This is a genomic window from Cellulomonas triticagri (assembly GCF_003696205.1).
Lineage (GTDB): Bacteria > Actinomycetota > Actinomycetes > Actinomycetales > Cellulomonadaceae > Cellulomonas > Cellulomonas triticagri.
This window is the reverse complement of the sequence record NZ_RFFI01000068.1, coordinates 1-24,657: the sequence shown is the minus strand read 5'-3', so window position 1 is coordinate 24,657 and position 24,657 is coordinate 1. Positions and strand designations below refer to the sequence as shown.

The window sequence follows — 24,657 nt, the reverse complement described above, 5'->3', positions numbered from 1 at the left end:
CACCCGTCCCGGGCACCCCCGCTCCGCCACGTCCCACCCCCCTGCTGCCCGGCGCACCCGTCGCCGGGCCCCACCCCGAGAGGTCCCCCCTCATGAAGCGCAAGCTCACCGCCACGATCGCCGCGATCCTCACCGCCGCGTCGCTCGCCGCGTGCTCCTCCGACGGCGGTGCGTCCGCGTCCGGCGCCACCGCGGCCGCCGATGCCGACAACCGCGTCACCGTCCGGGTCGGCGTGACCGACAAGGCGCAGGGCTACTGGACGACGTTCACCGACCTCGCGGCGGAGGAGGGCATCGACGTCGAGCTGGTGAACTTCACCGACTACACGCAGCCGAACCCGATCCTCAGCGGGGGCGACCTGGAGCTCAACCAGTTCCAGCACCTGCTCTACCTGGCGAACTACAACGTGAACTCGGACGACGACCTGCAGCCGATCGGCTCGACCGCGATCTACCAGCTCGGCCTCTACACGACGAAGGGCTACGCGACGCCGGACGACATCCCGGACGGCGCCGAGATCGCCATCCCGAACGACGTGGTCAACCAGGCGCGCGCGCTGCTGGTGCTGCAGTCCGCCGGGCTGATCGCGCTGGCCGACGGCGGCAACGCGTTCTCCACGCCCGCCGAGATCGACGAGGCCGCATCCCGCGTCACCGTCGTCCCGGTCGACGCCAACCAGACCGCGGTCCAGCTGCAGAGCCTCGACGGCGCCATCATCAACAACAACTTCGCCGCCGACGCCGACATCGACCCGACGACCGCGATCTACTCCGACCTGGAGGACACGGACACGGCGCGCCCGTACCTGAACCTCTGGGTGGCCCGGGCCGAGGACGCCGACAACCCGGTGTTCGAGCAGCTCATCGAGATCTACCACTCCCCCGAGGTGACCGACCAGCTGCTCGAGCAGAACGGCGGCACCGCGGTGATCGAGGACGTCCCCGCCGAGGAGCTGCAGTCCGACCTCGCCGACCTCGAGGACCTGGTCCGCGAGAACGCCTGACCCCGGACGCGACGACGCCGGCCCCGCACCACCGGGGGCCGGCGTCGTCGCGTGGCGTCCGCCGCCGGACGAGGGGACCATGGCGGCACGGCCGACCACCTACCCGCCCCGGCGGCGGCCGTGAGACCGGCGGACGGCGCGTGATCACCGGGTGCTACTGTCGCCGGCGTCCGCCCCCCTCAGGGACAGGAGTCGACCACGTGAGCACCCACGCCGCTTCCGAGCGCCACGCGCAGCACCTGCGCGCCACGGCCGGGGCGACCTGCGGGCTCATGCGTCGCTGTCGGCGAATGCGCTGACGCTGCGTCCTCCCCGACGCAGCACGGCCCCCGCGGCGGACCCGACCGGTCCCACCTGCGCCTGACGCCCTCGTGGCGGCACCGCCGGCCGGTCCCCTCCCCGGTGCCGGCGCCCGACGCCCCGGCGTCGCGTACCGCCCCGGACCGCCACCGGCCGACCTCGACCCGGACGTCCTCCCGGCACGACGGCCCCGCCGTACGCCAGCAGCCCCGTCACCGCACCACAGGTCCGCCCCGCACCAGGGGTCCGGACCCGGGCCGGCACCCGGCCCACGACACCTGGAAGGCCAGCACCATGAAGCGCAGTCTGACCGCCGCGATCTCCGCCCTCGCCCTGGGCCTGCTCGCCGCGTGCTCCAGCGGCGAGCCCGCGGCCGCCCCGACCTCCGCCGACCCGGACAACCGGGTCACCGTGCGGGTCGGCGTGACCGACATCAGCAAGGAGTACTGGACGACGTTCAAGGACCTCGCGGGCGAGGAGGGCATCGACGTCGAGCTGGTGAACTTCACCGACTACACCCAGCCCAACCCGATCCTGTCCTCGGGCGACCTGGAGCTCAACCAGTTCCAGCACCTGCTGTACCTCGCGGACTACAACGTCAACGCGGGCGACGACCTGGCCCCCATCGGCTCGACGGTCATCTACCAGCTCGGTCTCTACACGACCAAGGGCTACACGTCCCCGGACGACATCCCCGAGGGGGGCGAGATCGCGATCCCGAACGACCCGACGAACCAGGCGCGCGCCCTGCTGGTGCTCCAGTCCGCCGGGCTCATCGAGCTCACCGGCGGCGGCACGGCCTTCTCCACCCCGGCCGAGGTCGACACCGCGGCGTCCCGCGTGAAGGTCGTCCCCGTGGACGCCAACCAGACCGCGGTGCAGCTGCAGAGCCTCGACGGCGCGATCGTCAACAACAACTTCGCGGCCGACGCGGGCATCGACCCGACCACGGCGATCTACTCCGACCTGGAGGACACGGACACGGCCCGCCCGTATGTGAACATCTGGGTCTCCCGCGCCGAGGACGCCGACAACCCGGTGTACGCGCAGCTCATCGAGATCTACCACCGCGACGAGGTCATCGGGCAGCTGCTCGAGGAGAACCAGGGCACCGCCGTGGAGCAGGACCTCACCGCCGACGAGCTGCAGGAGAGCCTGACCGAGCTCGAGGACCAGGTCCGCGACGCGGGCTGACCTCGCTCCACCCGCAGCACCCCGCGCGCCGGGCGGCCCAGCATCCGGGCCACCCGGCGCGCGGACGCCCGACCGGTGCCACCCTGGACCGGCGCTCCACCCCAGACCCCCGAACCCCGGTCGTCCCGCCAGCGCGGGCGACCCGCCCCAGGACGGTGACCCGATGACCGCGATGGTCTCCCTGCGCGACGTGTCGAAGGTGTTCGAGGGCTCATCCGGCCCCGTGCGCGCCGTCGACGGCGTCACGCTCGACATCGAGCGCGGCGACGTGTTCGGCGTGATCGGCTACTCCGGTGCCGGCAAGTCGACGCTGGTCCGGCTGATCAACGCGCTCGAGACGCCGACGTCCGGCCAGGTCGTCGTCGACGGCACGGACCTCACCGGCCTCAAGGAGCGCGGCCTGCGGCCCGCCCGGGCCGGGATCGGCTTCATCTTCCAGCAGTTCAACCTGCTGCGGTCCCGCACCGTCGCCGCCAACGTCGCGTACCCGCTGCGGGTCGCGAAGTGGCCGCGCGACAAGCGCCGGGCGCGCGTCGCGGAGCTGCTGGAGTTCGTCGGGCTGACCGACAAGGCCAAGCAGTACCCGGACCAGCTGTCCGGCGGCCAGAAGCAGCGCGTCGGCATCGCCCGCGCCCTGGCCACCTCCCCCGCGCTGCTGCTCGCCGACGAGGCCACCAGCGCGCTGGACCCCGAGACCACCAAGGACGTCCTCGACCTGCTGCGGCGGATCAACGACGAGCTCGGCGTCACCATCGTCGTCATCACCCACGAGATGTCCGTGGTCTCGTACCTGTGCAACCGGGTCGCGGTGATGGAGCACGGCAAGGTCGTCGAGTCCGGCGACGTCTACGACGTGTTCGCCCGGCCCCAGCAGGCGGTCACCCGCCGGTTCATCGGGGCCGCGCTGCACGACCGACCCCGGCCCGACATCGTGGAGCGGCTGCGCGCGCGGCACCCCGGGCGGATCGTCACCGTCGCCGTGCAGGAGGTGCCGGGCGTGCCCGGCGTCTCGATCACCGAGCGGCTCGCAGCGCACGGCGTCGAGGGCACCGTCGTCTACGGCGGCATCACCGAGGTGGGCGCCCGCCCGCTCGGTTCCCTGACCTTCGCGCTCACCGGCACGGACGCCGCCGTCGAGGCGCTGCTCGCCGACCTGCGGCAGCACACCGAGGTCGTCGACCACACGGAGGTGGCCGCGTGAACAGCAACGGCGTGAGCCTGTGGCCCGAGCTCTGGCAGGCCCTGGGCGAGACCCTGCAGATGGCGGTCGCCGCCCTGGCCATCGGCGGCCTCGCCGGCCTGGTGCTCGGCATCGCCCTCTACGTGACCCGCGCGGGCAACATCCTGGCCAACCGGCCGGTGTTCCTCGTGCTGAACGTGCTGGTCAACATCGTCCGGCCGATCCCGTTCATCATCTTCATCACCGCGGTGCGGCCGCTGACCCAGGCGCTCACCAGCGCGTCGTACGGTGTCGAGGCCGCGATCCCGGCGCTGGCGATCATGGCGACGTTCGCGACGTCCCGGATCGTGGAGCAGAACCTCGTCGCCCTCGACCCCGGTGTCGTCGAGGCGGCCCGCGCGATGGGCGCCGGACCGCTGCGGATCATCGTCACGGTGATCGTGCCGGAGACGCTCGGCCCGCTGATCCTCGGGTTCACGTTCCTGTTCGTCGGCATCGTGGACATGACGGCCGTGGCCGGTGCGATCGGCGCGGGCGGCCTCGGCGACTTCGCGATCGTCTACGGGTACCAGCGGTTCAACGACGTGGTCACGTGGACCGCCGTCGCGGTGATCGTGATCATGGTGCAGCTGGCGCAGTTCCTCGGGAACTTCCTGGCCCGCCGGGTGCTGCGCCGCTGAGGGGCGTCACCGTACGAGGCGGTAGACGGAGCCCCGGACACCCCGTCTGCCGTCGAGCCCGACATCGCCCCGCTCCCGCAGGAGCCCCAGGGCGTAGTCGACCTGGGGGCGGGTCAGGTCGGTGGCAGCCATGAGCTCGACGGCGGACATCGGTCGGGCCCGCAGCGCCTCGACGATGCGCGCGGCGTTGGCCTCCCGGCGCGACGGCGGCACCTCGACGTCCTCGAACTTCAGCGACGGCGCGCCCGACGCTGCCTCCAGGGCCGGGGCCAGCGCGTACGTGCGACCGCCCCGGTCGCCGCGCGCCACGGCCAGACCGGCGTCGACGAGGCCCTGGAGGTCCGCGCGCGCCACGGTCGAGTCGCGTGGGAACTGGGTACGGAACGAGCGGTTCGTCCAGACCTGTCCATGGCGCATGGCCACCAGCGCGTGCCGTTGGGCGTCGTTGAGCCGGGCCTCGATCGTCCCGAGCCACTCGAGGTCGTCGGCCGCGAGCAGCGCGTGGTTCGGGACCCGGACGGTGAACCGCACGCCCTGGTCGTGGAACGCCGGTGGGACCATGCCCGCGACCGACAGGCTCTCCAGGATCGCGGGGATGCCCGAGGCGAGCGCCTCCACCACCCGAGCGCCGCTGTCGAGGCGCACGTTCTGCGCGATGCGGACCAGGCTGTCGTTGCGCGCCGAGCTGATCCGCTCCTGCCCGAGGCGATCGACCGTGATGCCCCAGAGCCCACCCGGGTTGGCCACGACGAGCTGGTGGCGCTCGACGCTCAGAGTGATCGCCGTCGACATCGCGTGCGGGCCGAGGTCGCGGTGGACCAGCGCGTTCGCGATCAGCTCCCGGACCGCGGCAGCCGGGTACTCGGGCTCGTCGTGCCCGTGCCCGTCGGGCCCGAAGCGCACCCGGGTGCTCGTGCTGCGCTGCACCCACCGCATCGCCTCGTCCAACATCACGGGGAGCGGCCCGTCGAACTTGCGGGCGTCGGTCGCACGAGTCCCGCCGGGGGCACCGGCGTCCGGCACCACGCTCGCCTGGATCACGAGGTTCGGCACGAACTGCTGCGGGTATGTGCCGAGCGCGACCAGCCCGGCCAGGGTCAGCCGACGGTCCGGAAGCACCACCCCGGTCCGCAGCAGGATCTCGCCGTCGTCGAACCGGGCGAGCACGCTCGACGACGCGCGGCACGTGGCGACGTACGCGGCGACGAGTCCCCGGTCGAGGTCGTCGACCGACGTGCCCTCCACCCCTGCGCGGTCGAACCGCGGATGCTCTCGGTTCGCGATCAACGCCTGCTCCTCGAGGGCTGACATCGCGTAGTCGCCATCGAACGCCCGCAGGTAGGCCTTCCTGCTCCCGTGGACCCGGACCGGCTTCATGGCGGCCGGGGCCTCGTGGACGCGAGCGAGGACGACCTTCGCGCCATCGACCTCGCGCACCTCGACATCGACGGACACCGGCGGTTCCACCCGCTGCCTCGCGACGGAGGCCAGCCGCTTGCCCGCGTCGGCGGCGTCGTACACACCGATCGCCTCGAACCCCCGACCCTCGTCGAGACCGAGGAGGACGAGGCCACCCCCCGGCGTGTTGCTGAACGCGCTCAGCGTCCTCGCCAGGTCCGTGGGGAACCCGTCGCGGGCCGTCTTGGCCTCGACCGCCGTCGAGTCGGTGCCGTCGTCGCGCAGTCCTGCCAGGACGTCGCGGAGACCATCATCCGACACATCCAGATTCACCTCCACAAAGTACCGCGACGCTTCTGGATGTGGTTGTGGATCTGGTTGTGGATCTCGGGACGCCCCCCGGCGTCAGAGCTTCTTGCCCGGGTTGAGGACGCCCGTCGGGTCGAGGACCTGCTTGATGCCGCGCTGGATCGCCAGGACGCGCTCCCCGAGCTCGCCCACGAGGGCGCCGCGCTTCTCGGTCCCGATGCCGTGCTCGCCGGTGACGGTGCCGCCGAGCTCGACGGCGAGCCCGAGGATGCGGGAGTGCGCCTCGGCGGCCGCGGTGACCTGCGCGGGGTCGGCGGGGTCGAAGGCGATGACGGGGTGCAGGTTCCCGTCGCCGACGTGCCCGCCGGTGCCGATCGGCAGGCCGACCTGCGCGGAGATGTCGGCGAGGCGCTCCAGGAGGTCGGGGAGCCGGGTGCGGGGCACGGCGACGTCCTCGTTGATGCTGCCGCCGCGCACGGCGCGCATGGCCTGGTTGAACGCCCGGCGGGCGCGCATGAGGGCGTGCAGGCGCTCGGGGTCGTGGGCCTCGTCCACGCCCACGGCGCCGTGCTCGCGGGCGACCGCCGCGTAGGTGGCGACGTCCTGGGCGCCGCGGTCGCCGGGCTCGTCGGTGATGACGAGCAGCATGGCGCGGGCGCCGACGGGCAGCCCGGCGTCGGGGTCGTAGGCGGCGAGCGCGGCGAGGACGACGTCGTCCAGCAGCTCCAGCGTCGAGGGCCGGTGCGCGCTGGCGACCAGGGCGTTCGCGGCGTCGAGCGCGTCGGCGACGGAGCCGAAGGTCGCGCAGACCCCGCGGTCCGGGCCGGGCGCGGGCAGCAGGCCGAGGGTGGCCTCGGTGACGACGGCGAGGGTGCCCTCGGAGCCGACGACGAGGCCGGTGAGGTCGAGCCCGGCGACGGCCTTCACGGTGCCGGGGGCGGTGCGGATCACGGTGCCGTCCGCGAGGACGACCTCGAGCGCGCGCACGAAGTCCCGGGTCACCCCGTACTTCACGCAGCGCATCCCGCCGGCGTTGGTGGCGATGTTGCCGCCGATGGTGCTGATGCCGTACGACGCCGGGTCGGGCGGGTAGAACAGGCCGCGCGCGGCGACGGCGTCCACCAGGTCGCGGGTGATGACGCCCGGCTGGACGACGGCGACCTGGTCGACGGGGTCGATCCGGCGGATCTCGGTCATCCGGGCGGTGGACAGCAGGACCGCCCCGGGGACGGCGTTGGCGCCCCCGGCGAGCCCGCTCAGGGCGCCCTGCGGGACGACGGGGACGCCGTGGGCGTGCGCGGTGCGCAGGACGGCGGACACCTCGGCGGTGGTGGCGGGCTGCACCAGCGCCAGGGCCGCGCCGGTCGGCGGCGTCGCGGAGCCGTCCTGCGAGCGCGCTCCGAGCGCGGCGGGGTCGGTGACGACCGCCTCGGCGGGCAGGGCGGCGCGCAGGTCCGCGAGGACGGCGTTCTCGGTCGGTGCGGTCACGGCAGCCTCACGTGCTCGGGGGTGAGGTCGGCCAGCGTGTGCACGCCGAGCAGGCGCAGCGTCCGGGCGATCTCGGTGGTCAGGATCTGCCCGACGCGGTCGACGCCCCGCTCGCCGCCCGCCATCAGGCCGTACAGGTAGGCGCGGCCGAGCATGACGGCGCGGGCGCCGTGCGCGACGGCGGCCACGACGTCGGCGCCGTTCGAGAACCCGGTGTCGACGTACACCTCGGCGCGGTCGCCGACGGCGGCGACGGTCTCGGGGACGAGCAGCAGCGGCACGGGCGCGCGGTCGAGCTGGCGGCCGCCGTGGTTGGACAGCACGACGGCGTCCGCCCCGGCGTCGACCACCCGGCGGGCGTCGGCGACGGTCTGCACGCCCTTGACCACGAGCGGGCCGTCCCAGTGCTCGCGGACCCACGCGAGGTCCTCGATGCCGACCGTGGGGTCGAACATGTGCGCGGCGAGCTCCTCGATGGTGCCCTGCCAGGAGTCCAGGGTCGCGAACCGCAGCGGCGGGGTGGTGAGGAAGTTGGCCCACCACGACGGGTGCAGCGCCCCGTCGAGCACGGTGCGGGCGGTCAGCGCGGGCGGGATGCTGAACCCGTTGCGGTTGTCGCGCAGCCGGGCGCCGCCGACGGGGACGTCCACGGTGATGACCAGGGCCTCGTACCCGGCGTCGCGGGCGCGGGCCATGAGCTCGGTGGACGCGCCGCGGTCCTTCCACACGTACAGGCCGAACCAGCTGCGCCCGTCGGGTGCGGCGGCGGCGAGGTCCTCGATGGACGTCGTGCCCATCGTGGACAGCGTGTACGGGACGCCAGTGCGGGCGGCGGAGCGCGCGACGGCGACCTCGCCCTCGTGCTGCATCAGGCGGGTGAACCCGGTGGGGGCGTAGACGAACGGCGCGGCGGCCGGGCGGCCGAGCAGGGTGGTCGACAGGTCGACGTCGCCGACGTCGCGCAGCACCGACGGCTGGAACTCGACGTCGCGCAGCACCCGGCGGGCCCGGCGGATCGACACCTCGGCCTCGGCCGCGCCGTCGACGTAGTCGAACACCGACCGGGGCGTGCGGGCGCGGGCGATCGTGCGCAGGTCGCGGACCGTGTACGCCCGGGACAGCCGCCGCTCGACGGGGTCCAGCACGGGCGGGCGCATCCGCAGCAGGGGCTTGAGCTCGGACCAGGTCTGCAGCCGTCGCCGCTGGCGCACCGCGCCGCCTCCTTCACGTGCGGAGGGGTCCGGCGGTCGCCGGTCCCCGCTCCCGCACCGTAGCCCGCGCGTCCGGTGGTCGGACAGGGCGTCTCAGGTCGTGACCCGGGGCTCCTGGACCTGGGGCGGGACGGCGTGCCGCAGCGCGCGCAGGTCCGCGACGACCTCCGCGGCGTCCGGTCGGTCCGCCGGGTCGCGCGCGGTCATCGCCGCGAACAGCTCCGCCCACCGCGGGCCCACGTGCCCGGGCACCGGCGCGGCCTCGTGCCGGCGGGCCAGCGCCGCCGTCACCGGGTCGCCGGGGAACGGCCGCTCCCCGGCCAGGCACTCCACCAGCACCAGGCCGAGCGCGTAGACGTCGGACGCCGGAGTCAGGGGGTCGCCCGCCACCTGCTCCGGGCTGAGGTAGGACGGCGTCCCGAGCATCTCCCCCGGCGTCCCCGGGTCCTGCTCGCCGCCGCTGCGCGCGATCCCGAAGTCCGCGAGCCGCGCCCACGTCTCGGTCGCCCCGACGTGGTCGACGTCGGGCAGCAGGATGTTCGCGGGCTTCACGTCGCGGTGCACCACGCCGAGGCCGTGCACGTACGCCAGCGCCTCCGCGACCTGCGCCCCGACCCGCGCGGCCGTGCCCGAGGGCAGCGCACCCTCCCGCAGCCGCGCCGCCAGCGTCGGGCCGGGCACCAGCTCCATCACGAGGAAGTCCTGCTCCGCCTCGTCCGCGAGCGCCGTGGTCCCCGCGTCGAACACCGTCACCAGACCGGGGTGGCTCATCCCGGCGAGCAGCCGGACCTCTGCCCGGTGGTGCTCGGCGGCGGCCGGACCCGCGGCGGACGGGTGGAAGACCTTCACGGCGACCTGTCGCCCCAGCACGGCGTCCTGGGCGGCGTGCACGTCGGCCATGCCGCCGCGACCGATCCGGTCGCCGAGGACGTACCGTCCGGCCAGGACCGTCCCGGCGGCCAGCGGAGCGGGGCGCGGACGCGCGTCCAACGCGGGCGAGATCGGCACCGGCACGGCCTGCGCGGGGAGCGCGTCGACCGACGCCAGCGTGGCGTCGGCGACGGTGTCCTGCAGTGCCAGGCGCGCGTCGTCCGGCAGCGCGACCACGGGGAACCTCCTCGACGGGAGATCCCAGCATCCCCGGCACCGCCGGGTCGCGCGCGGCGAGGGCCCGCTCCGGGGTCGAGATCACCCCGGACGGGTGACACCCGCCCCGCTCAGTCGGGGCGGACCTGGGTCTGCGCCAGCACCGAGCGCAGCAGCGGCCGGGACACCTCCGTCGCCCCCAGCACCAGCAGGCACCCGGCGGTCAGGCAGCCCACGAGCAGCAGCAGCCCGCCCGGGTCCTGCACCCCCGCGAACCCCAGCACGGGTGAGAGCATCACGACGCCCACCGCGGCGGAGCCCACCGCGACCGTGAGCATCGGCACCAGCACCTCCCGGCGCCGGACCTCGTCGAGCATCGCCACGGGCGTCCCGGCGAGCACCTGCAGCGCCAGCTCGCGCCGCCGGTCCAGCACCGACGCCGCCTGGACGATGCCCGCCGCTGCCGCCGCCACCAGGAACGCGATGCCGAGCGTCAGCAGCCCGCCGCGCATCAGGTCCCCGTTCAGCGTCGCCGTGGCGGCCCGCTCCGCGGCGTCGGCGTCCCGGGCCGTCGTGGACGCGATCATCGGGAGGACCGCCAGCGTGCCCGCGACGAACCCCGCGAGCCCCAGCCCGCCGACGACCCGCCACGTCGCCTTCGGGTCGTCCACGAGCCGTCGGGCGGCGAGCAGCTGCGCGGGGGTCCGCGCCCGGTGCGCCCGCCACCGACCGAGCAGACCGAGCACCCACGGCCCGATCAGGTTCAGCGCCCCGAAGCCGAGCGCCAGCGAGCCGATCCCGAACGCCATCGCCGCCGCCCCGAAGGCACCGAGGAACGACGTGATGACCATGAACGCCCCCATCGCGACGACCGCGAGCACCACGCGCACCGCCCGCATCCCCGGCGGGGTCTGCCGCCGCGCGACGCCGAGCGGCGACACCACCACGCGCCGCAGCGACACGACCCCGCTGACCACGGCGAGCAGCGGCACCGCGACGCACGCGACCAGCAGCGCCGGCCAGCCGACCCACAGCTCCGCTGTCGTGAACGTGCTGCCCTGGAACGGCACCCGCGTCCACACCGGCAGCAGCACGACGTAGCCGGCGACACCCGCGACGGCGCCGAGCAGCCCCTGCCAGGCGGTCTCCACCACCGTCAGCGCGACCACCTCGCGGGGCGTCACGCCCAGCAGCCGCAGCGTCGCCAGCCGGGCGTCCCGCCGCGCCACGCCGAGGCGCGCGGCCGACCCGCCGAGCGTCAGCAGTGGCACCACGAGCAGCACCAGCGCCGTCCACGCCAGCACGACGTAGAACTCCGCGTTCTCCTCCTGGAACGCCCCCACCGGCTCCGCGGCCCGGCCGAGGAACCCCAGCAGCCCGCCGACCACCGAGAGCGTCAGCGCCGTCATCACGGCGAACGCCGTCACCGCCAGGGACGTCGTCAGCACGCTGTCCCGGCCACCCGCGCGGCGCAGCCCCGGCGCGAGGGCCAGCACCGCCCTCATCGAGCGGCCTGCTGCCGGACGTCCGCGACCACGCGCCCGTCCCGGACCTCGACCCGCCGGTCGCACCACGCGGCCACCCCGGCGTCGTGCGTCACCACGACCAGCGACGCCCCCGCCAGCCGCGTCGTCTCCGTGAGGATCCGCATCACGTCCGTGCCCGTCGCCTGGTCCAGCGCACCCGTCGGCTCGTCGGCGAACACCACCTCCGGCCCCGTGATGAGCGCCCGCGCCACCGCGACCCGCTGCGCCTGCCCGCCCGACAGCTCACCCGGGCGGCGGTCCTCCATCCCCGCCAGACCCAGCGACGCCAACCAGCGGGCGGCCAGCTCCGTCGCCTCCTTGCGCGACGTGCCGAGCAGCATCGGGGCGAGCGCCACGTTCTCCACGGCGGGCAGCTCCGCGAGCAGCTGCCCGAACTGGAACACGAACCCGTACTGCCGGCGCCGCACCAGCGAGCGCTCCCGCTCGTCCAGGTCGTGCAGCCCGCGGCCCGACAGCGTCACCGCCCCCGAGTCCGGCACCAGGATCCCCGCGAGGCAGTGCAGCAGCGTCGACTTGCCCGACCCGGAGGGCCCCATCACCGCCACCGACTCGCCCGGCAGCACGTCCAGGTCCACGCCCGCGAGCGCCGTCGTCGGGCCGAAGCGCTTGACGAGGCCCCGCGCGGACAGGCGCGCACCCGGCAGCGGCGGCGTCACGGGCGGCACCGGCCGCAGGTGCGGGTGCGGCTCCGGGGTGGGTGCGGCCGGCGGGGGCGGAGGCATCGTGGACATGCCACCCAGCGTCCGCCGCCGGGCGGCCCGGGCACGTCGGACGACGGGCGGGTCCTGCGCGGCCGACGGCGTGCGACCGGGGACGGACCCGGACGGCGGCCTCCGCCCGTGGACGGACCTCGCACGTCGGCGTCCGGGCACGAAAGGACCCCCCGCACACCCGCCAGAGCTCACCTGCCCTTGCTGCCTTCCGGCCCTGGGGGGGTTCAGCGAGATGACGCCGCACGAGGGGTCTGCCCACCAGCCTAACGCAGCCCGGCGCCCCACCGGCACCGCGGGACCGCTGCCCCGCGCGGGGGAAAGCACCTGGTCCCCGACGTGGATCACCCGTTCCCGCCGTTCAGGGACCCGCGGCACCATCCGATATCCCTGAGTGCGGCGGACCGCCGCGTCCTCGAACGACCCGGCGGCCGGGCCGCCCTCTGCGAAAGGCTCCACGTGGCAAACGTCGACTCGACCCTCACCTCCGCCATGGCCATCGAGGGTGCGATCGCCGTCGCGCTCGTCGACTACGACAGCGGCATGATCCTGGGCTCCGCCGGCACCGGCCTGGACCTCGACCTCGCCGCCGCGGGCAACACCGACGTGGTCCGCGCCAAGATGCGCACCCTGCAGTCGCTGGGCCTCAACGACGGCATCGAGGACATCCTCATCACCCTGTCGTCGCAGATGCACCTCATCCGCCTGCTGCAGAGCGACCACGGCCAGGGCCTGTTCCTGTACCTCGCGCTCGACCGCAGCCGCGCGAACCTCGCGATGGCGCGCCGCCAGCTGCTCAACCTCGAGCGCGACCTCGCCATCTGACCGACCCCACCCGACCGACCCCCCGCACCGCCCGCACGACCGAGGAAGACGCCACGCCCGTGATCATCCGCCAGAATGCGCAGCAGGTCGCTGCCAGCCTGCGCCACTCCGTCGCGGGAGTCCGTCGCGTCACCCTCGTCCAGCGCGACGGGACGCCGTTCAGCGACGACGGCCCGGAGCACACCCGCGACCACTTCGCCGCCCTCGTCATCGCGGGCGTCGAGATGGCGCACCACACGGCCGCCGGGGCCGAGCTCACCGGGCTCGCGACCTTCACGGTCAAGACCGACGACGGGGCCGTGGTCGCCACCCCCGTGGGCGACCGGTTCGCGCTCGCCGTGGTCGTCGACCCCGGCGTCAACCTCGTGCTGCTCCAGCGGGCCATGGCGCCCCAGGTCGAGCACCTGCTCGCGCTCGACGGCGGTGCGGTCGCCTGACGCGACCGCACCGACCGTCGGGGTCGGTGCTCAGCCGTCCAGGTGCCGCAGGTACCGCTCCGGGCCGCCGAGGAACCCCCGCCAGGACAGCACCAGGTCGGTGTCCTCCCACGCGGACTCCCGCAGCCCCCACTCCCCCACCTCCAGCACCCGCGCACTCGGCAGCGCCGCCAGCACCGGGGAGTGCGTCGACAGCACCACCTGCGACCCCGCCGCCACCAGACCCCGCAGGTGCGCGAGCAGCGCCAACGACCCCGTGAACGACAGGGCCGACTCCGGCTCGTCCAGCACGTACAGGCCCCGCTGCCGCATCCGGTCCTGCGTCAGCGCGAGGAACGACTCCCCGTGCGACATCTCGTGGAACGCCGTCTCCGGCCCCCGCCCCGGGTTGTCCTCCAGGTACGTGTAGAAGCCGTGCATCGTCTCGGCGCGCAGGAAGAACCCCCGCCGCGGGGCGCCCGCCTCCCGCTCCAGCAGCAGGTGCTGCCACAGCGCCGACTCCGACTCCCGCGTGACGTTGCGCGCCCCCGTCGACCCGCCCTCGGCCCCCATGCCGAACGCGACCGCCAGGGCTTCCACCAGGGTGGACTTGCCCGCGCCGTTCTCCCCCACCAGCACCGTGGCCGGGGCGAGGTCCCAGCCGTCCCGCAGCACCTGCGCGACCGCGGGCACCCGGGCGAACCACGCATCGGGGGGCACCGGACGGTCGTCGGCGCGGACCCGACGGACGGCGAGGGCGGGGGTTCGGGAGGGCAGCACGGGTCCAGCCCACCACGTCCCACCCACCCGGCAGGGGGTGAACCCGGAGGTCCGCCGCGGACCCGGTTACCGAGCACCCCCGCGACTCGGGTACCCTCTACGGGCCGGGAGGATTCGCCTAGTGGCCTATGGCGCACGCTTGGAAAGCGTGTTGGGTTAACGCCCTCGGGGGTTCGAATCCCCCATCCTCCGCCGGTCGAAGGGCCCGCACCGCGTTCGCGCTGGTGGCGGGCCCTTCGTCGTACCTGGGTGGCACGCACCCAGGCGCCGCGGCGGGTCCGACCGCATCGGGGCGGACCACCACTCAGCGGGCGCTGCCGAGCGCTAGCGTCGACCCACCGACCGGCCGACCCCAGACGCACGAAGAGCGCCCGACCCGGGGGTCAGACGCTCTGCATGGCCGCTCACGAAGGCGGTGGGACCCGAACGGCTGGGCACTCCTCACCACAACGAACTCCCCGAGGCTACCGAGCCGCGCATCGACTGTCGAGGAGATCCGTGAAGCACCCGGACGAACTCACCGTGTCCTCCGAACAGCGGGCCGAGTTCACGCGCCTCATGGCTGGTGGACGCATGAACGCTGACGCGCGACCGCTCGCGAGTGCACGCCGTGCTGGCGCGACACCCGTACACCGGCGTTCCTGCGACCCACTTCTGAGCACGGTCGTCCGCCCGAAGGCGCAGCGTCGCTGCCCCATCATTGGCACGCGAACCGTCGTTGAAGGATATCGCTCACTTGTCGTTCGATAGGTGGGCGATCACGCCGTCACTCCACCCCGTACCCGTGGGTGGTCGACTCGTACAGCCCGATCTCGTTCCCCTCGGTGTCGACGAACACCGCCCACCACGAGGTCGGCGAGATCTCGGACTTGGGCCGCACCTCGCGCCCGCCGAGCTCGGTGACCTTGCGCATCACGTCGTCGATGGAGTCGACCTCGACGTAGGACCGCGGCCGGTCGAAGTTCTCGTCGCGGGGTGCGAGGACGCCGCCGCTGATCTTGTTGGGCGCCTGCCACATGGGGTAGCCCTCGTACCCGGGCATCTCCTGGATGTCCCAGCCGAACAGCCCGCCGTAGAAGCCCTTGGCGCGCCCGATGTCGTCGACGGGGATGTCGATGTGGGTGATGTCGCCGTGTGCCATGCCCGCTCCTCGGAAGGGGACCCCGCGCCGCTGCGGGGTCGGCTCCGTCCAGCGTACGGCGGTGCGCCGACACCGTCAGGGGGTCAGCGGCGTCGGGTGCGCCCGATGGTGCGGATCTTGCGGGCGGCGACGGCGATCTGCACGTCCCGGTACTGGGCGGCGCGGTGCATCTGGCCGCGCAGGTCGGTGCCGGACGGGCGGTGCCGCAGGTCGCAGGGGACCTCGACGGCGACGAAGCCCTTGCGCAGCAGGTCGATGGTCATGCCGGTCTCGACGCCCCAGCCGCGGGCGAGGGGGGTGGCGGCCTCGAACGCCTCGCGGGTGAGGCAGCGCATCCCGGACAGCGGCTGGGTGGGGGTCCAGCCGGTCATGGACTGGATGGCGCGCCGGGCGGCGCCGACGACGATGCCGCGACCACCTGCACCCGGCTGCGGCGGCAGCAGGGCGATGGCCACGTCGGCGGTGCCCTCGAGGACCGGCGGTACGAGGGGGGCGGTGTTGACGGCGGTGTCGCCGAGGTCGCCGTCGATGAAGAGCAGCAGGCGCGGGGGACGGTCGGGGGCGTCACGCATGGCGACGACGGCGGCGCCGGTCTCCATGGCGGCGGCCTTGCCGCGGTTGTGGGAGTGCCGGACGACGACGGCGCCGGCCTCGCGGGCGACGTGCTGGGTGTTGTCCTCGGAGCCGTCGTCGACGACGAGGACGAGGTCGACGTTCGGGATGGCGCGCGCGGAGCGGACGGTCGCCGCGATGCGGCGCGACTCGTCCTTGGCGGGGATGACGACGGCGACGCGCTGCCGTGTGCGGCCGGTGCGGGAGGTCGTGGTCGCGGCCTCGAGCGGGGCGGGCTGCTCGGCGCGGGGCCGGCGCGGCTTGCGCGCGGGCTTGGCGGGTGCGTCCGGTGCCGCCTCGTCGCCCTGGGCAGGGCGGTCGGCGACCGGTCGCTCGTCGGTCCTGTCCTCGGCCTCGCCCGTCACCCGACCAGCCTATCGACCCCCGGGCGCACCCGCGCTCCACGGGGGCGGGACACGCGGGTCCTGCACAGGACGGTCACCCGGGCGGCGCGACGCCGTCACCTGCATGTCCGTCGCCCAGTCGAGTTCCAGCGAGTTCCCGGGGACGACGCAGGCCGCTCTCCGGCTGCTCGGGGCGAGCGCGGGGAGCGGCCTGCGGGCCGGTGCTGGGGCGGGTCAGCGCAGCGTGACCTGCCGGGCGACGATGCCGGCGCGGGCGCGACGGGCGTTGGCGTCGAGCGCCTCCGTGTCGGCGATGGCGGCGGCGAACGCGGGGGCGAAGTCGGCGAGCGGCTTCTCCAGGTCCTCGGCCTCGGTGCCGCGGGCGAGCTCCCAGACGGGGACGACGAGGCCGTTGGACCGGAAGTAGCCGATGAACTTGTGGCCGTCGAAGCCGGACTCGCGGCGGCCGTGCAGCCGCGCGAGGCCGTCGATGACCTGCTGCTCGTCGTGCGGCTGCGCCCAGCGCAGGTACTCGCGCGCACCCATGCGGACCCAGTAGGCGGCGTCGACGGCGGCGACCTTCGTGGTGTCGACGACGCCGGCGTCGGCCTCCTCGATGGCGGCCTTGAGGTCGGGCGTGATCTCGGTGTCCGGGGTGATCCAGTAGGAGAAGCTCTCCTCGACGGTGACCTCGAACGGCACCGTGAGGTCGAGCACGTCCTGCAGGCGCGGGCCGGGGCCCGGCAGGCCGGACTGCTGCACGGCGGTGCCGGGCTCGGACGCGAGGGCCTCCAGGAGCGCGGCGGCGAGGTCGCGGCTGGCGTCGCCGGAGGAGCCGACGACCTGCAGGGCCAGGAGGACGACGCCGTCGGCGCGGTGCAGGGCGGACCAGCCGTCGGGCAGGACGGTGGTGACGACCACGTCGCGGGCGCCGTGCTCGGCGGTGGTGCGGGCGGTCGCGGTGGCGGCGGGCACCAGCTCGCGCAGGGAGACCCAGTCGGGCTCACCGGGGAGGCCCTCGAACGGGCGCAGGACGAACTCGACATCGGCAGACATGCCCGCCAGCGTACCGAGCCCGGTCGGGACGCTGCACGGCCGTTCGCCCGGCCCCCGCGGTGGTCGCGCACTTCGTCCCGACTCGTCCCTCGTGGTCACGGCGCGTCGCGCACGTCCGTGCACGGGCCTGACACCGCGGGCGGGTGCTGCGTACGGTCCCACCGGGTGTCGAGCCCGCGACGGCGCGGGCACCAGCCGCGCGCACCCGAGCCCCCACTCGTGAGGACCCGATGTCGCGCTCTCCCGACGCCCCCGCACGCCCGCGCCGCCGCTCCACCTGGCTCGCCGCCCCGCCACCCGCGCCGCGGCTGGCGCCCGAGGAGGTCCGCCGCCGGTACCCGCGGCTGCGGCTGCAGGTGTTCCTCGGCATCTTCGTCGGCTACGCCGGCTTCTACCTGATCCGGAACAACGTGCCGCTGATCTCGGCGCTGCTGATCGACGAGGGCCGGGTGAGCACGGTCGGCCTCGGTCTGATCTCCAACGCCGTGCTCATCTCGTACGGCCTGTCGAAGTTCGTCATGGCGATCGTCTCCGACCGATCGAACGCCCGGTACTTCCTGCCGATCGGCCTCGCCCTGTCCGCGCTCGCCAACCTCGCGCTCGCGTTCGTGCCCGCGCTGTCGGCGACGGTGGCCGCGTTCGCCACGGTGATGTTCCTCAACGGCTGGGTGCAGGGCATGGGGTGGCCGCCGTGCGGTCGGACCCTGGTGCACTGGTTCTCGACGTCGGAGCGGGGGATCAAGACCGCGATCTGGAACGTCTCGCACAACGTCGGCGGCTTCGGCGTCGGCGCCCTGGCCGCCGCGGCGCTGCACCTGACCGGGAACGACTGGACGGCGGCGTTCTGGCTGCCGGCGCTGGTCGCCCTGGTGGTCGCGGTGGTCTCGCTCGTCCTGCTGCGCGACCGGCCCGAGTCCGAGGGGCTGCCCCCGGTCGAGGAGTACCGCGACGACCCGCCGAAGGTCTCCGCGGACGAGGCCGCCGAGGCGGCGGCGGGCGTGTGGCACGTCGTGAAGACCCACGTGCTGCTCAACCGGGCGATGCTCCTGCTCGCGCTGGCGAACGTCTTCGTCTACGCGCTGCGCTACGGGATCCTCAACTGGACGCCGGTGTACCTGTCGCAGGAGCGCGGAGCCTCGCTCGGCGGCGGGATCGCCGGGTTCTCGGTGTTCGAGCTCGCCGGGATCGCCGGGACGGTGCTGTGCGGCTGGTTGTCCGACCGGGTGTTCCGCGGCAACCGCTCGCTCACCGGGATCGCGTTCATGCTGGCGGTCGCGGTCATGACCGCCGTGTACTGGCTGAAGCCGACGGACGCGCCGCTGTGGATGTCGCTCGTCACGGTCGCGACCATCGGCGGCCTGATCTACGGACCGGTGATGCTGATCGGGCTGCAGGCGCTCGACATGTCCCCACGGCACGTGGCGGGCACCGCCGCCGGGTACACCGGGCTGTTCGGCTACGTCCTGGGCGCGACGCTGGCCTCGACCGGCATCGGCCTGATGATCGACCGCTGGGGCTGGGACGTGACGTTCGGGTTCCTCATCGGCTGCTGCCTGGCGACCGTGGCGCTGCTGGTCGCGGTCAACCGGGACGAGAAGCGCCTGCTCGCGCGGCACGCAGCCGCGACCTCCGGCGCCGACCCGGAGGCGCCCGCCACACGATGACCCGTCGTCCGCCACGGGCCGCGCTCTGGTGGCAGGATCGGGCCATGGACCCGCGCGCCGGAACCCCTGCCCAGCCCTCCGACCTCATCGACGTGGACGCCCTGCTCGGCGCGTACTACGACCGTCGCCCCGACCTGGCGGACCCCGCCCAGCGCGTGGTGTTCGGCACCAGCGGCCACCGGGGCTCGAGCCTCGACGGCGCGTTCAACGAGGCGCACATCGTGGCGATCACCGCCGCGATCGTGGAGTACCGCCGTGGTCAGGGGACGGACGGCCCCCTGTTCATCGGCCGGGACACGCACGGCCTGTCGGAGCCCGCGTGGCGCACGGCGCTGGAGGTGCTGGCCGCCGCGGGCGTCGAGGTGCGGGTGGACGCCCGGGACTCGTGGACGCCGACCCCGGCGGTGTCGCACGCGATCCTGCTGCACAACGGCGCGGCGACCTCTGAGGGCGTGCGGGCGTCGGGGCCGGGCCTGGCGGACGGCATCGTGGTGACCCCGTCGCACAACCCGCCGCGGGACGGCGGCTTCAAGTACAACCCGCCGCACGGCGGCCCGGCCGGGTCCGAGGCGACGTCCTGGATCGCGAACCGCGCGAACGAGCTGCTGGCCGACGGCGTGGACCGGGTGGCCCGGGTGCAGGTGGACGCGGCGCTGGCGGCGGACACGACCCGCAAGCACGACTTCCTCGGTGCGTACGTGGACGACCTGCGGCACGTCCTCGACCTGGACGCGATCCGGTCGGCGGGCGTGCGGATCGGCGCGGACCCGCTGGGTGGCGCGTCGGTCGAGTACTGGGGCGCCATCGCGGAGCGCTACGGCCTGGACCTGACCGTGGTGAACCCGCAGGTGGACCCGCGCTGGTCGTTCATGACCCTGGACTGGGACGGCAAGATCCGCATGGACTGCTCGTCGCCGTCGGCGATGGCGTCGCTGGTGAACGCCATGGGCGCGGACGCCCCGTACGACATCGCGACGGGCAACGACGCCGACTCCGACCGGCACGGCATCGTCACCCCCGACGCGGGGCTGATGAACCCGAACCACTACCTCGCGGTGGCGATCCGCTACCTGTACTCCGGCGCCCGCCCGGGCTGGCCCGCCGACGCGGCGATCGGCAAGACGCTGGTGTCGTCGTCGCTGATCGACCGGGTCGCGGGCAGCCTGGGCCGCCGGCTGCTGGAGGTGCCGGTCGGGTTCAAGTGGTTCGTGCCGGGCCTGCTGGACGGGTCGGTCGGGTTCGGCGGCGAGGAGTCGGCGGGCGCGTCGTTCCTGCGCACGGACGGCACCGTGTGGACGACGGACAAGGACGGGATCATCCTGGCGCTGCTCGCCTCGGAGATCCTCGCGACGACCGGCAAGTCCCCGTCGCAGCACCACGCGGACCTCGTCGGCGAGTTCGGGGCCTCCTGGTACGCGCGGGTCGACGCGCCGGCCACGCTGGAGCAGAAGGCGACGCTCGGGAAGCTGTCGCCGGAGCAGGTCACCGCGACCACCCTCGCGGGCGAGGACATCACCGCGAAGCTCACGGCGGCGCCCGGCAACGACGCCCCGATCGGCGGGCTCAAGGTCACGACGGAGAACGCCTGGTTCGCCGCGCGCCCGTCCGGCACGGAGAACGTCTACAAGATCTACGCCGAGTCCTTCGTCAGCCCCGAGCACCTGACCCAGGTGCAGGCGGCCGCCAAGGACGTCGTCTCGGACGCGCTCGGCGCCTGAGCCCGCGACATCCGCCCCGGCACGCCGCGCGCGTGCCGGGGCGGAGCCGTCCGGTGCGGGCTCAGGCCGCCGCGACGGGGAGGCAGACGCGCGTGACCCACGCGGTCGGGTCGGGCTCGGTGGCCGGGCCGACGACGTAGACGTTGCGCATCGGCCCGGCGACCCGCAGGCCGTGCTCCGCGATCCACGCGCCGAGCGCCGCCATGACGTCGCCGACGCCGTCGTACGGGCCGTGCAGCTCCCCGACGACGACGTCCACCGCGGGTTCCTCGACGTACCGGACGCCGTCCGCGGCGCCGGCGAACGGCTCCTGGACGTCGAGCTGCACCTCCACCTCGGGGTCACGCTCGACGTAGCCCTCGTCGTGGAAGAGCGCGACCGCGGCCGCCCCCGGGACGGGCGCCGCGCCCGCGGCCGCCAGCCCCGCGGCGAGCCGCTGCCAGAGGACGCCCTCGTCGGCGTAGGTGGGGATGGTGCCGCGCACCGCGGCGACGCGGCGCGCGGGCAGGGTGGTGCGGGTGATCGTGGTGGACATGGCTGGACCTCCCAGGGTGTCGAGGAACCGGTCGATGTCCCGCACCCGGTCCTGCGCGCGGGCGATCTCCTCCCCGGTGACGCGCCTGCGCTCCCGCAGCACCTCCCGCAGCCGCGCCACGTCGTCGAACGGGGCGCAGGCCGCGAGGTCGGCCACCCCCACCCCGGCGTCCCGCAGCGCCCGGACCCGCTGGGCGGTGCGCAGCAGCGCGGGGTGGTACAGCCGGTACCCGGAGGCCGGGTCGACGTGGGTGGGCGGCAGCACGGCGTGCTCGTCGTAGTGCCGCAGCATGCGGACGCTCAGGAGCGACAGGCGGGAGAACTCGCCGAACGTCAGGAGCCGGTCGGGGGACATGTCCACGAGCCCACACCCTGCCACCGTGCGAGGGTCAACAGCGTGAGCGGGGTGAGCGACTGGGCCCCCGCGACCACGCGCTCGGACAGGCCCACGAGGTCCCCGTCGCCGGTGAGCTCGACGACGAACCAGCCGAGGAGCCCGAGCAGCACCGCCGACGTCCCCACGACCACGGCCGCGCGACCGCGCCGGGCCGTCGCGGCGGGCCACACCGCCAGCGCGACGAACGCCGTCCCCGCCGCCACCGCGTGCGGCCCGGGGAGCGTGTCGACGGGCAGCAGCCCCACGGCGGCGGTCGCCGCACCGCCGAGGGCGAGCAGGGCCCGACCGGCCGGACGCACCCCGCGCAGGCCCGCCGCCGTCAGCAGGTGCGCGGCACCCGTGACCAGCAGTCCCGCCGTCATCACGCCGGGGTGCGCGACGGCGCCGGTCGCGAGCTCGCTGATCGTGCCGCGCACCGCGTCGAACCCGCCGGGCTGCACGGCCGCCGCCAGGGTCCAGCCGCCGATCATCGCGACCGGCGCGACGACGGCGCCGACGACCGCCCGGCGGCGCACGCTCAAGCGCCGACCAGGTCGGCGTACTCCGGGTGGTCCTCGACGAACGCCCGCACGAACGGGCACCGGGGCTCCGCCCGGTCCCCGGCCGCCCGGACGGCGTCCAGGGCGGCGCGCACGAGCGTCGTGCCGACGCCGTGCCCCTCCTGCCGGGGGTCGACCTCGGTGTGGGTGAAGACGACGACGTCGTCATGCCGCCGGTACTCGGCGACCCCGACCACCGTCCCGTCCGGGAGGCGCGCCTCGAAGCGCTGCTCGTCGGGCAGGTCCGTCACGGTGAGGTCGTCCACCCCCCGAGTATCGGGGAGCCACCCGCGGGACGCTCGGCAGACCCGTGAGGAGCCGGGATCAAGGCGGAGGATGTCCCCGGCGGGTGCGACACTAGCGGCGTGCTGGGGCCCTACCGTGACGTGCTGACCCGACCGGGGGCGCTGTCGTTCTCCGCCGCCGGCGTGATCGCCCGGCTCCCGATGTCCATGGTCGGCATCGGGATCGTGCTGATGATCCAGGCGGTGCACGGGTCGTACGGGCTCGCGGGCACCGTCTCCGCGGTGTTCGTGCTGGCGCAGGCGGCGTGCTCGCCGTGGCTCGCGCGCCTGGTGGACCAGCACGGCCAGGCCCGCGTCATGCGCCCCGCCGTCGCGATCTCGGCCACCGCGATCACCGCCCTGGTGGTGCTGGCCGTGACGCACGCGCCCGTGTGGACGCTCTACGTCGCGGCGGTCGGCGGCGGCGCCACCATCGGGTCGTTCGGCGCGCTGGTCCGCGCCCGCTGGTCGCACATCCTGTCCGACCCCCGGTCTGTGCACACCGCGTACTCCCTGGAGTCCGCGCTGGACGAGCTCGTGTTCGTCGTCGGACCGATCCTCGCGACGACCCTCGCCACCGCGGTCACGCCCTCCGCCGGGCTGGTCGTGCCGGTGATCGGGATGGTCGCGGGCGGGTTCTGGTTCCTCGCGCAGCGGCGCACCCAGCCGCCGCCGCACCCCCGCCTCGCCGAGGTCGCACCCGACGGCACCCCGGTCCGCCCCACCTCGGTGATGCGGTCCTGGGGGATGGTCGTGCTCGCCGTGGTGTTCGTGGCGATGGGCGCGATCTTCGGGGCCACCGACGTCGCCACCGTCGCCTTCGCCGAGGAGGCCGGACGGCCCGGGATCGCCGGGGTGATCCTCGCGGTGTTCGCCTGCGGGTCGATGATCTCCGGGCTGCTGTACGGCGCCCGGCAGTGGACCACGCCGCTGTGGAAGCGGTTCGCGATCGGGATGGTCGCGCTCGCGATCGGTGCGTCGCTGTTCGTCCTCGTGGGCTCCCTGGTGCAGCTCGCCGTCGTCATGTTCGTCGCCGGGTTCGCCATCGCGCCGACGCTCATCAACGGCAACGGCCTCGTGCAGCACCTCGTCGTCCCCGAGCGGCTGACCGAGGGGCTGACCTGGGTGAGCACGTCGCTCGGCGTCGGCGTCTCCGTGGGGTCCTCGCTCGGCGGGGCGCTGATCGACCGGCAGGGCTCGCACGGCGGGTACCTCGTCGTCGTCGGGTCCGCGGCGCTCGCCGTCGTCGCGACGCTCGCGGCGCTGCGCGTGCTGCGCCGCACCGCCACCTCCCCGACGGCCGTGGCCGACGGACCGGACGCGACCGACGTCGCGGCGGGCGTTGGCACGAGCCGGCTCGGCGACGCCGACACCCAGGAGACCCCGGGGACCTGAGCCCCGAGCCCGCGGTCCCCCTCCGGGCAGACCGCCGGTTCCGCTCCGCGCAGCGCACGGGACGCGCTCGGCGCGGAGCGCTGGTGCTCAGCGCAGCGCGCCGGTGCTCAGCGCAGCGAGCGGGGCTCCGTGACCTGCCCCTCGTCCTCCGTGGCCTTGCGGCGCTCCGCGAACACCGCGAGCACCAGCAGCAGCCCCCCGGCGGCGAGCAGGGTGAGCAGCCACGGCCCGGCCGAGATGGTCCGGCCGATCTGCGCGGCGAACACCGACACCACCGCCACCGGCAGCGCCACGGCGCCCACCACCAGCGGGGCCCGGAGCATCTGCCGGGCACCGGCCAGCATGAAGCCCAGCGCCAGGACGACCACGAGGATCGCCCGCCAGGTCAGCGGATCGGTCCAGATCGCCAGCATCGACGGGCCGAGCGTCGCCAGGGCGCCCGGGGTGAGCGTCGCGACGCTGCCCACGCGTCCGACCGGCCACGCCGCGACCGGGCCGGGCCGCGGGACCGGCGGGCTCGCGGGGTGCGCCGGGGCCGCGGTGAGCGTCGCGTGCAGCGCGACCGCGCCCATCGCCGTCAGCGCCAGGCCCAGGGGCAGCGCGAACACCTCGACGCGGAGCTCGCGCGGGCTCCACGCGCCGATGGCCCACGCCAGCGCCACGACCCAGACCGCCCACCCCGGCGGGACCGCCGTGGCGAGCGCCCCGGGCGAGCGCCGCGCCTCCGCGCGGACGGCCAGCACCGCGAGCAGCAGCAGCCCGATCTCGACGACCCAGCCCGTCCAGGTCAGCGCCCACGACGGCCGCGCCGCCGACAGGGCGCCGATCGTGCCGGCCACGAGCGC

23 protein-coding genes, 1 tRNA gene and 1 other RNA gene are annotated in these 24,657 nt (G+C 74.6%); 10 read left to right on the top strand and 15 right to left on the bottom strand.

Annotation, left to right across the window (positions count from 1 at the left end):
- Positions 1-92: 92 nt before the first annotated feature.
- From EBM89_RS12720 to EBM89_RS12705, 4 genes are all read left to right on the top strand, one after another.
- Positions 93-1,004, top strand: a complete 912-nt coding sequence (locus EBM89_RS12720) for a MetQ/NlpA family ABC transporter substrate-binding protein (RefSeq protein WP_122149794.1) — start codon at positions 93-95, stop codon at positions 1,002-1,004.
- A 594-nt stretch (positions 1,005-1,598) separates the two neighbouring features.
- Complete coding sequence (locus EBM89_RS12715) at positions 1,599-2,498, top strand: MetQ/NlpA family ABC transporter substrate-binding protein (RefSeq protein ID WP_122149793.1); 900 nt, start codon at positions 1,599-1,601, stop codon at positions 2,496-2,498.
- 163 nt (positions 2,499-2,661) lie between these two features.
- On the top strand, positions 2,662-3,699 hold the full coding sequence (locus tag EBM89_RS12710; protein ID WP_122149792.1) for a methionine ABC transporter ATP-binding protein: 1,038 nt from the start codon (positions 2,662-2,664) through the stop codon (positions 3,697-3,699).
- A 59-nt stretch (positions 3,700-3,758) separates the two neighbouring features.
- Entirely contained in the window at positions 3,759-4,358 is a 600-nt protein-coding gene (locus EBM89_RS12705; protein WP_199732104.1) for a methionine ABC transporter permease, read from the top strand.
- A 6-nt stretch (positions 4,359-4,364) separates the two neighbouring features.
- On the opposite strand, the gene EBM89_RS12700 is transcribed toward EBM89_RS12705, so the two are convergent.
- The 7 genes from EBM89_RS12700 to ffs form a co-directional block, all read right to left on the bottom strand.
- Positions 4,365-6,077 carry an ATP-binding protein gene (locus EBM89_RS12700; RefSeq protein WP_158609658.1) on the bottom strand — a complete coding sequence of 571 codons (1,713 nt, stop codon included), beginning with the start codon at positions 6,075-6,077 and terminating at the stop codon, positions 4,365-4,367.
- Between the two features lie 84 nt (positions 6,078-6,161).
- Positions 6,162-7,553 (bottom strand): FAD-binding oxidoreductase, encoded by a 1,392-nt coding sequence (locus EBM89_RS12695; protein ID WP_122149789.1) that lies wholly within the window; start codon positions 7,551-7,553, stop codon positions 6,162-6,164.
- Positions 7,550-8,764: an alpha-hydroxy acid oxidase gene (locus EBM89_RS12690; protein ID WP_305038143.1), complete on the bottom strand. Its 1,215-nt coding sequence runs from the start codon at positions 8,762-8,764 to the stop codon at positions 7,550-7,552. The genes EBM89_RS12695 and EBM89_RS12690 overlap by 4 nt, the downstream gene beginning before the upstream one ends.
- Positions 8,765-8,857: 93 nt before the next feature.
- Complete coding sequence (locus tag EBM89_RS12685; RefSeq protein ID WP_233571719.1) at positions 8,858-9,871, bottom strand: serine/threonine-protein kinase; 1,014 nt, start codon at positions 9,869-9,871, stop codon at positions 8,858-8,860.
- 110 nt (positions 9,872-9,981) lie between these two features.
- Entirely contained in the window at positions 9,982-11,355 is a 1,374-nt protein-coding gene (locus tag EBM89_RS12680; protein ID WP_122149788.1) for an FtsX-like permease family protein, read from the bottom strand.
- On the bottom strand, positions 11,352-12,119 hold the full coding sequence (locus tag EBM89_RS12675) for an ABC transporter ATP-binding protein (RefSeq protein ID WP_439647184.1): 768 nt from the start codon (positions 12,117-12,119) through the stop codon (positions 11,352-11,354). The genes EBM89_RS12680 and EBM89_RS12675 overlap by 4 nt, the downstream gene beginning before the upstream one ends.
- 149 nt (positions 12,120-12,268) lie before the next feature.
- Positions 12,269-12,365, bottom strand: an RNA gene (ffs, locus tag EBM89_RS12670) — signal recognition particle sRNA small type.
- Between the two features lie 201 nt (positions 12,366-12,566).
- On the opposite strand from ffs, the gene EBM89_RS12665 reads away from it, so the two are divergent.
- Positions 12,567-12,932, top strand: a complete 366-nt coding sequence (locus tag EBM89_RS12665) for a hypothetical protein (RefSeq protein WP_122149786.1) — start codon at positions 12,567-12,569, stop codon at positions 12,930-12,932.
- A 59-nt stretch (positions 12,933-12,991) separates the two neighbouring features.
- Positions 12,992-13,369 carry a roadblock/LC7 domain-containing protein gene (locus EBM89_RS12660; RefSeq protein WP_158609657.1) on the top strand — a complete coding sequence of 126 codons (378 nt, stop codon included), beginning with the start codon at positions 12,992-12,994 and terminating at the stop codon, positions 13,367-13,369.
- Positions 13,370-13,399: 30 nt separating this feature from the next.
- On the opposite strand, the gene EBM89_RS12655 is transcribed toward EBM89_RS12660, so the two are convergent.
- A complete protein-coding gene (locus tag EBM89_RS12655) occupies positions 13,400-14,068 on the bottom strand; it encodes an AAA family ATPase (RefSeq protein ID WP_233571718.1) in 669 nt (222 codons plus the stop codon).
- Positions 14,069-14,235: 167 nt separating this feature from the next.
- Here EBM89_RS12655 and EBM89_RS12650 point away from each other — a divergent pair.
- Positions 14,236-14,320, top strand: a tRNA-Ser gene (locus EBM89_RS12650).
- Positions 14,321-14,894: 574 nt separating this feature from the next.
- Here the strand turns inward: EBM89_RS12650 and EBM89_RS12645 are convergent.
- The 3 genes from EBM89_RS12645 to EBM89_RS12635 all read right to left on the bottom strand — a co-directional run bounded on the left by EBM89_RS12645 (position 14,895) and on the right by EBM89_RS12635 (position 17,281).
- Complete coding sequence (locus EBM89_RS12645) at positions 14,895-15,269, bottom strand: VOC family protein (protein WP_122149785.1); 375 nt, start codon at positions 15,267-15,269, stop codon at positions 14,895-14,897.
- 83 nt (positions 15,270-15,352) lie between these two features.
- On the bottom strand, positions 15,353-16,246 hold the full coding sequence (locus EBM89_RS12640; RefSeq protein ID WP_255414347.1) for a glycosyltransferase family 2 protein: 894 nt from the start codon (positions 16,244-16,246) through the stop codon (positions 15,353-15,355).
- 213 nt (positions 16,247-16,459) lie between these two features.
- Positions 16,460-17,281, bottom strand: a complete 822-nt coding sequence (locus EBM89_RS12635; protein WP_122149784.1) for a DUF5926 family protein — start codon at positions 17,279-17,281, stop codon at positions 16,460-16,462.
- Positions 17,282-17,511: 230 nt separating this feature from the next.
- On the opposite strand from EBM89_RS12635, the gene EBM89_RS12630 reads away from it, so the two are divergent.
- Together EBM89_RS12630 and pgm are read left to right on the top strand one after the other, a co-directional pair.
- Complete coding sequence (locus tag EBM89_RS12630) at positions 17,512-18,945, top strand: MFS transporter (RefSeq protein ID WP_122149783.1); 1,434 nt, start codon at positions 17,512-17,514, stop codon at positions 18,943-18,945.
- Between the two features lie 44 nt (positions 18,946-18,989).
- A complete protein-coding gene (gene pgm, locus EBM89_RS12625) occupies positions 18,990-20,663 on the top strand; it encodes a phosphoglucomutase (alpha-D-glucose-1,6-bisphosphate-dependent) (protein ID WP_122149782.1) in 1,674 nt (557 codons plus the stop codon).
- Between the two features lie 61 nt (positions 20,664-20,724).
- Here the strand turns inward: pgm and EBM89_RS12620 are convergent, their stop codons facing one another.
- The 3 genes from EBM89_RS12620 to EBM89_RS12610 are packed head-to-tail and all read right to left on the bottom strand — an operon-like array spanning position 20,725 to position 22,399.
- Complete coding sequence (locus EBM89_RS12620; protein ID WP_122149781.1) at positions 20,725-21,552, bottom strand: MerR family transcriptional regulator; 828 nt, start codon at positions 21,550-21,552, stop codon at positions 20,725-20,727.
- Positions 21,531-22,109: a DUF998 domain-containing protein gene (locus EBM89_RS12615; protein WP_122149780.1), complete on the bottom strand. Its 579-nt coding sequence runs from the start codon at positions 22,107-22,109 to the stop codon at positions 21,531-21,533. Before EBM89_RS12615 ends, EBM89_RS12620 begins: the two co-directional genes overlap by 22 nt.
- 2 nt (positions 22,110-22,111) lie before the next feature.
- The gene (locus EBM89_RS12610; RefSeq protein ID WP_199732103.1) at positions 22,112-22,399 is read right to left on the bottom strand and encodes a GNAT family N-acetyltransferase; all 288 of its coding nucleotides are present in this window, start codon (positions 22,397-22,399) and stop codon (positions 22,112-22,114) included.
- 99 nt (positions 22,400-22,498) lie between these two features.
- Between EBM89_RS12610 and EBM89_RS12605 the strand changes: the two genes are divergently transcribed.
- Positions 22,499-23,812 (top strand): MFS transporter, encoded by a 1,314-nt coding sequence (locus EBM89_RS12605; protein WP_122149779.1) that lies wholly within the window; start codon positions 22,499-22,501, stop codon positions 23,810-23,812.
- A gap of 107 nt (positions 23,813-23,919) precedes the next feature.
- Here EBM89_RS12605 and EBM89_RS21285 read toward each other — a convergent pair.
- The coding region (locus EBM89_RS21285) for an SCO7613 C-terminal domain-containing membrane protein (RefSeq protein WP_199732102.1) at positions 23,920-24,657 on the bottom strand (738 nt) is incomplete at its 5' end.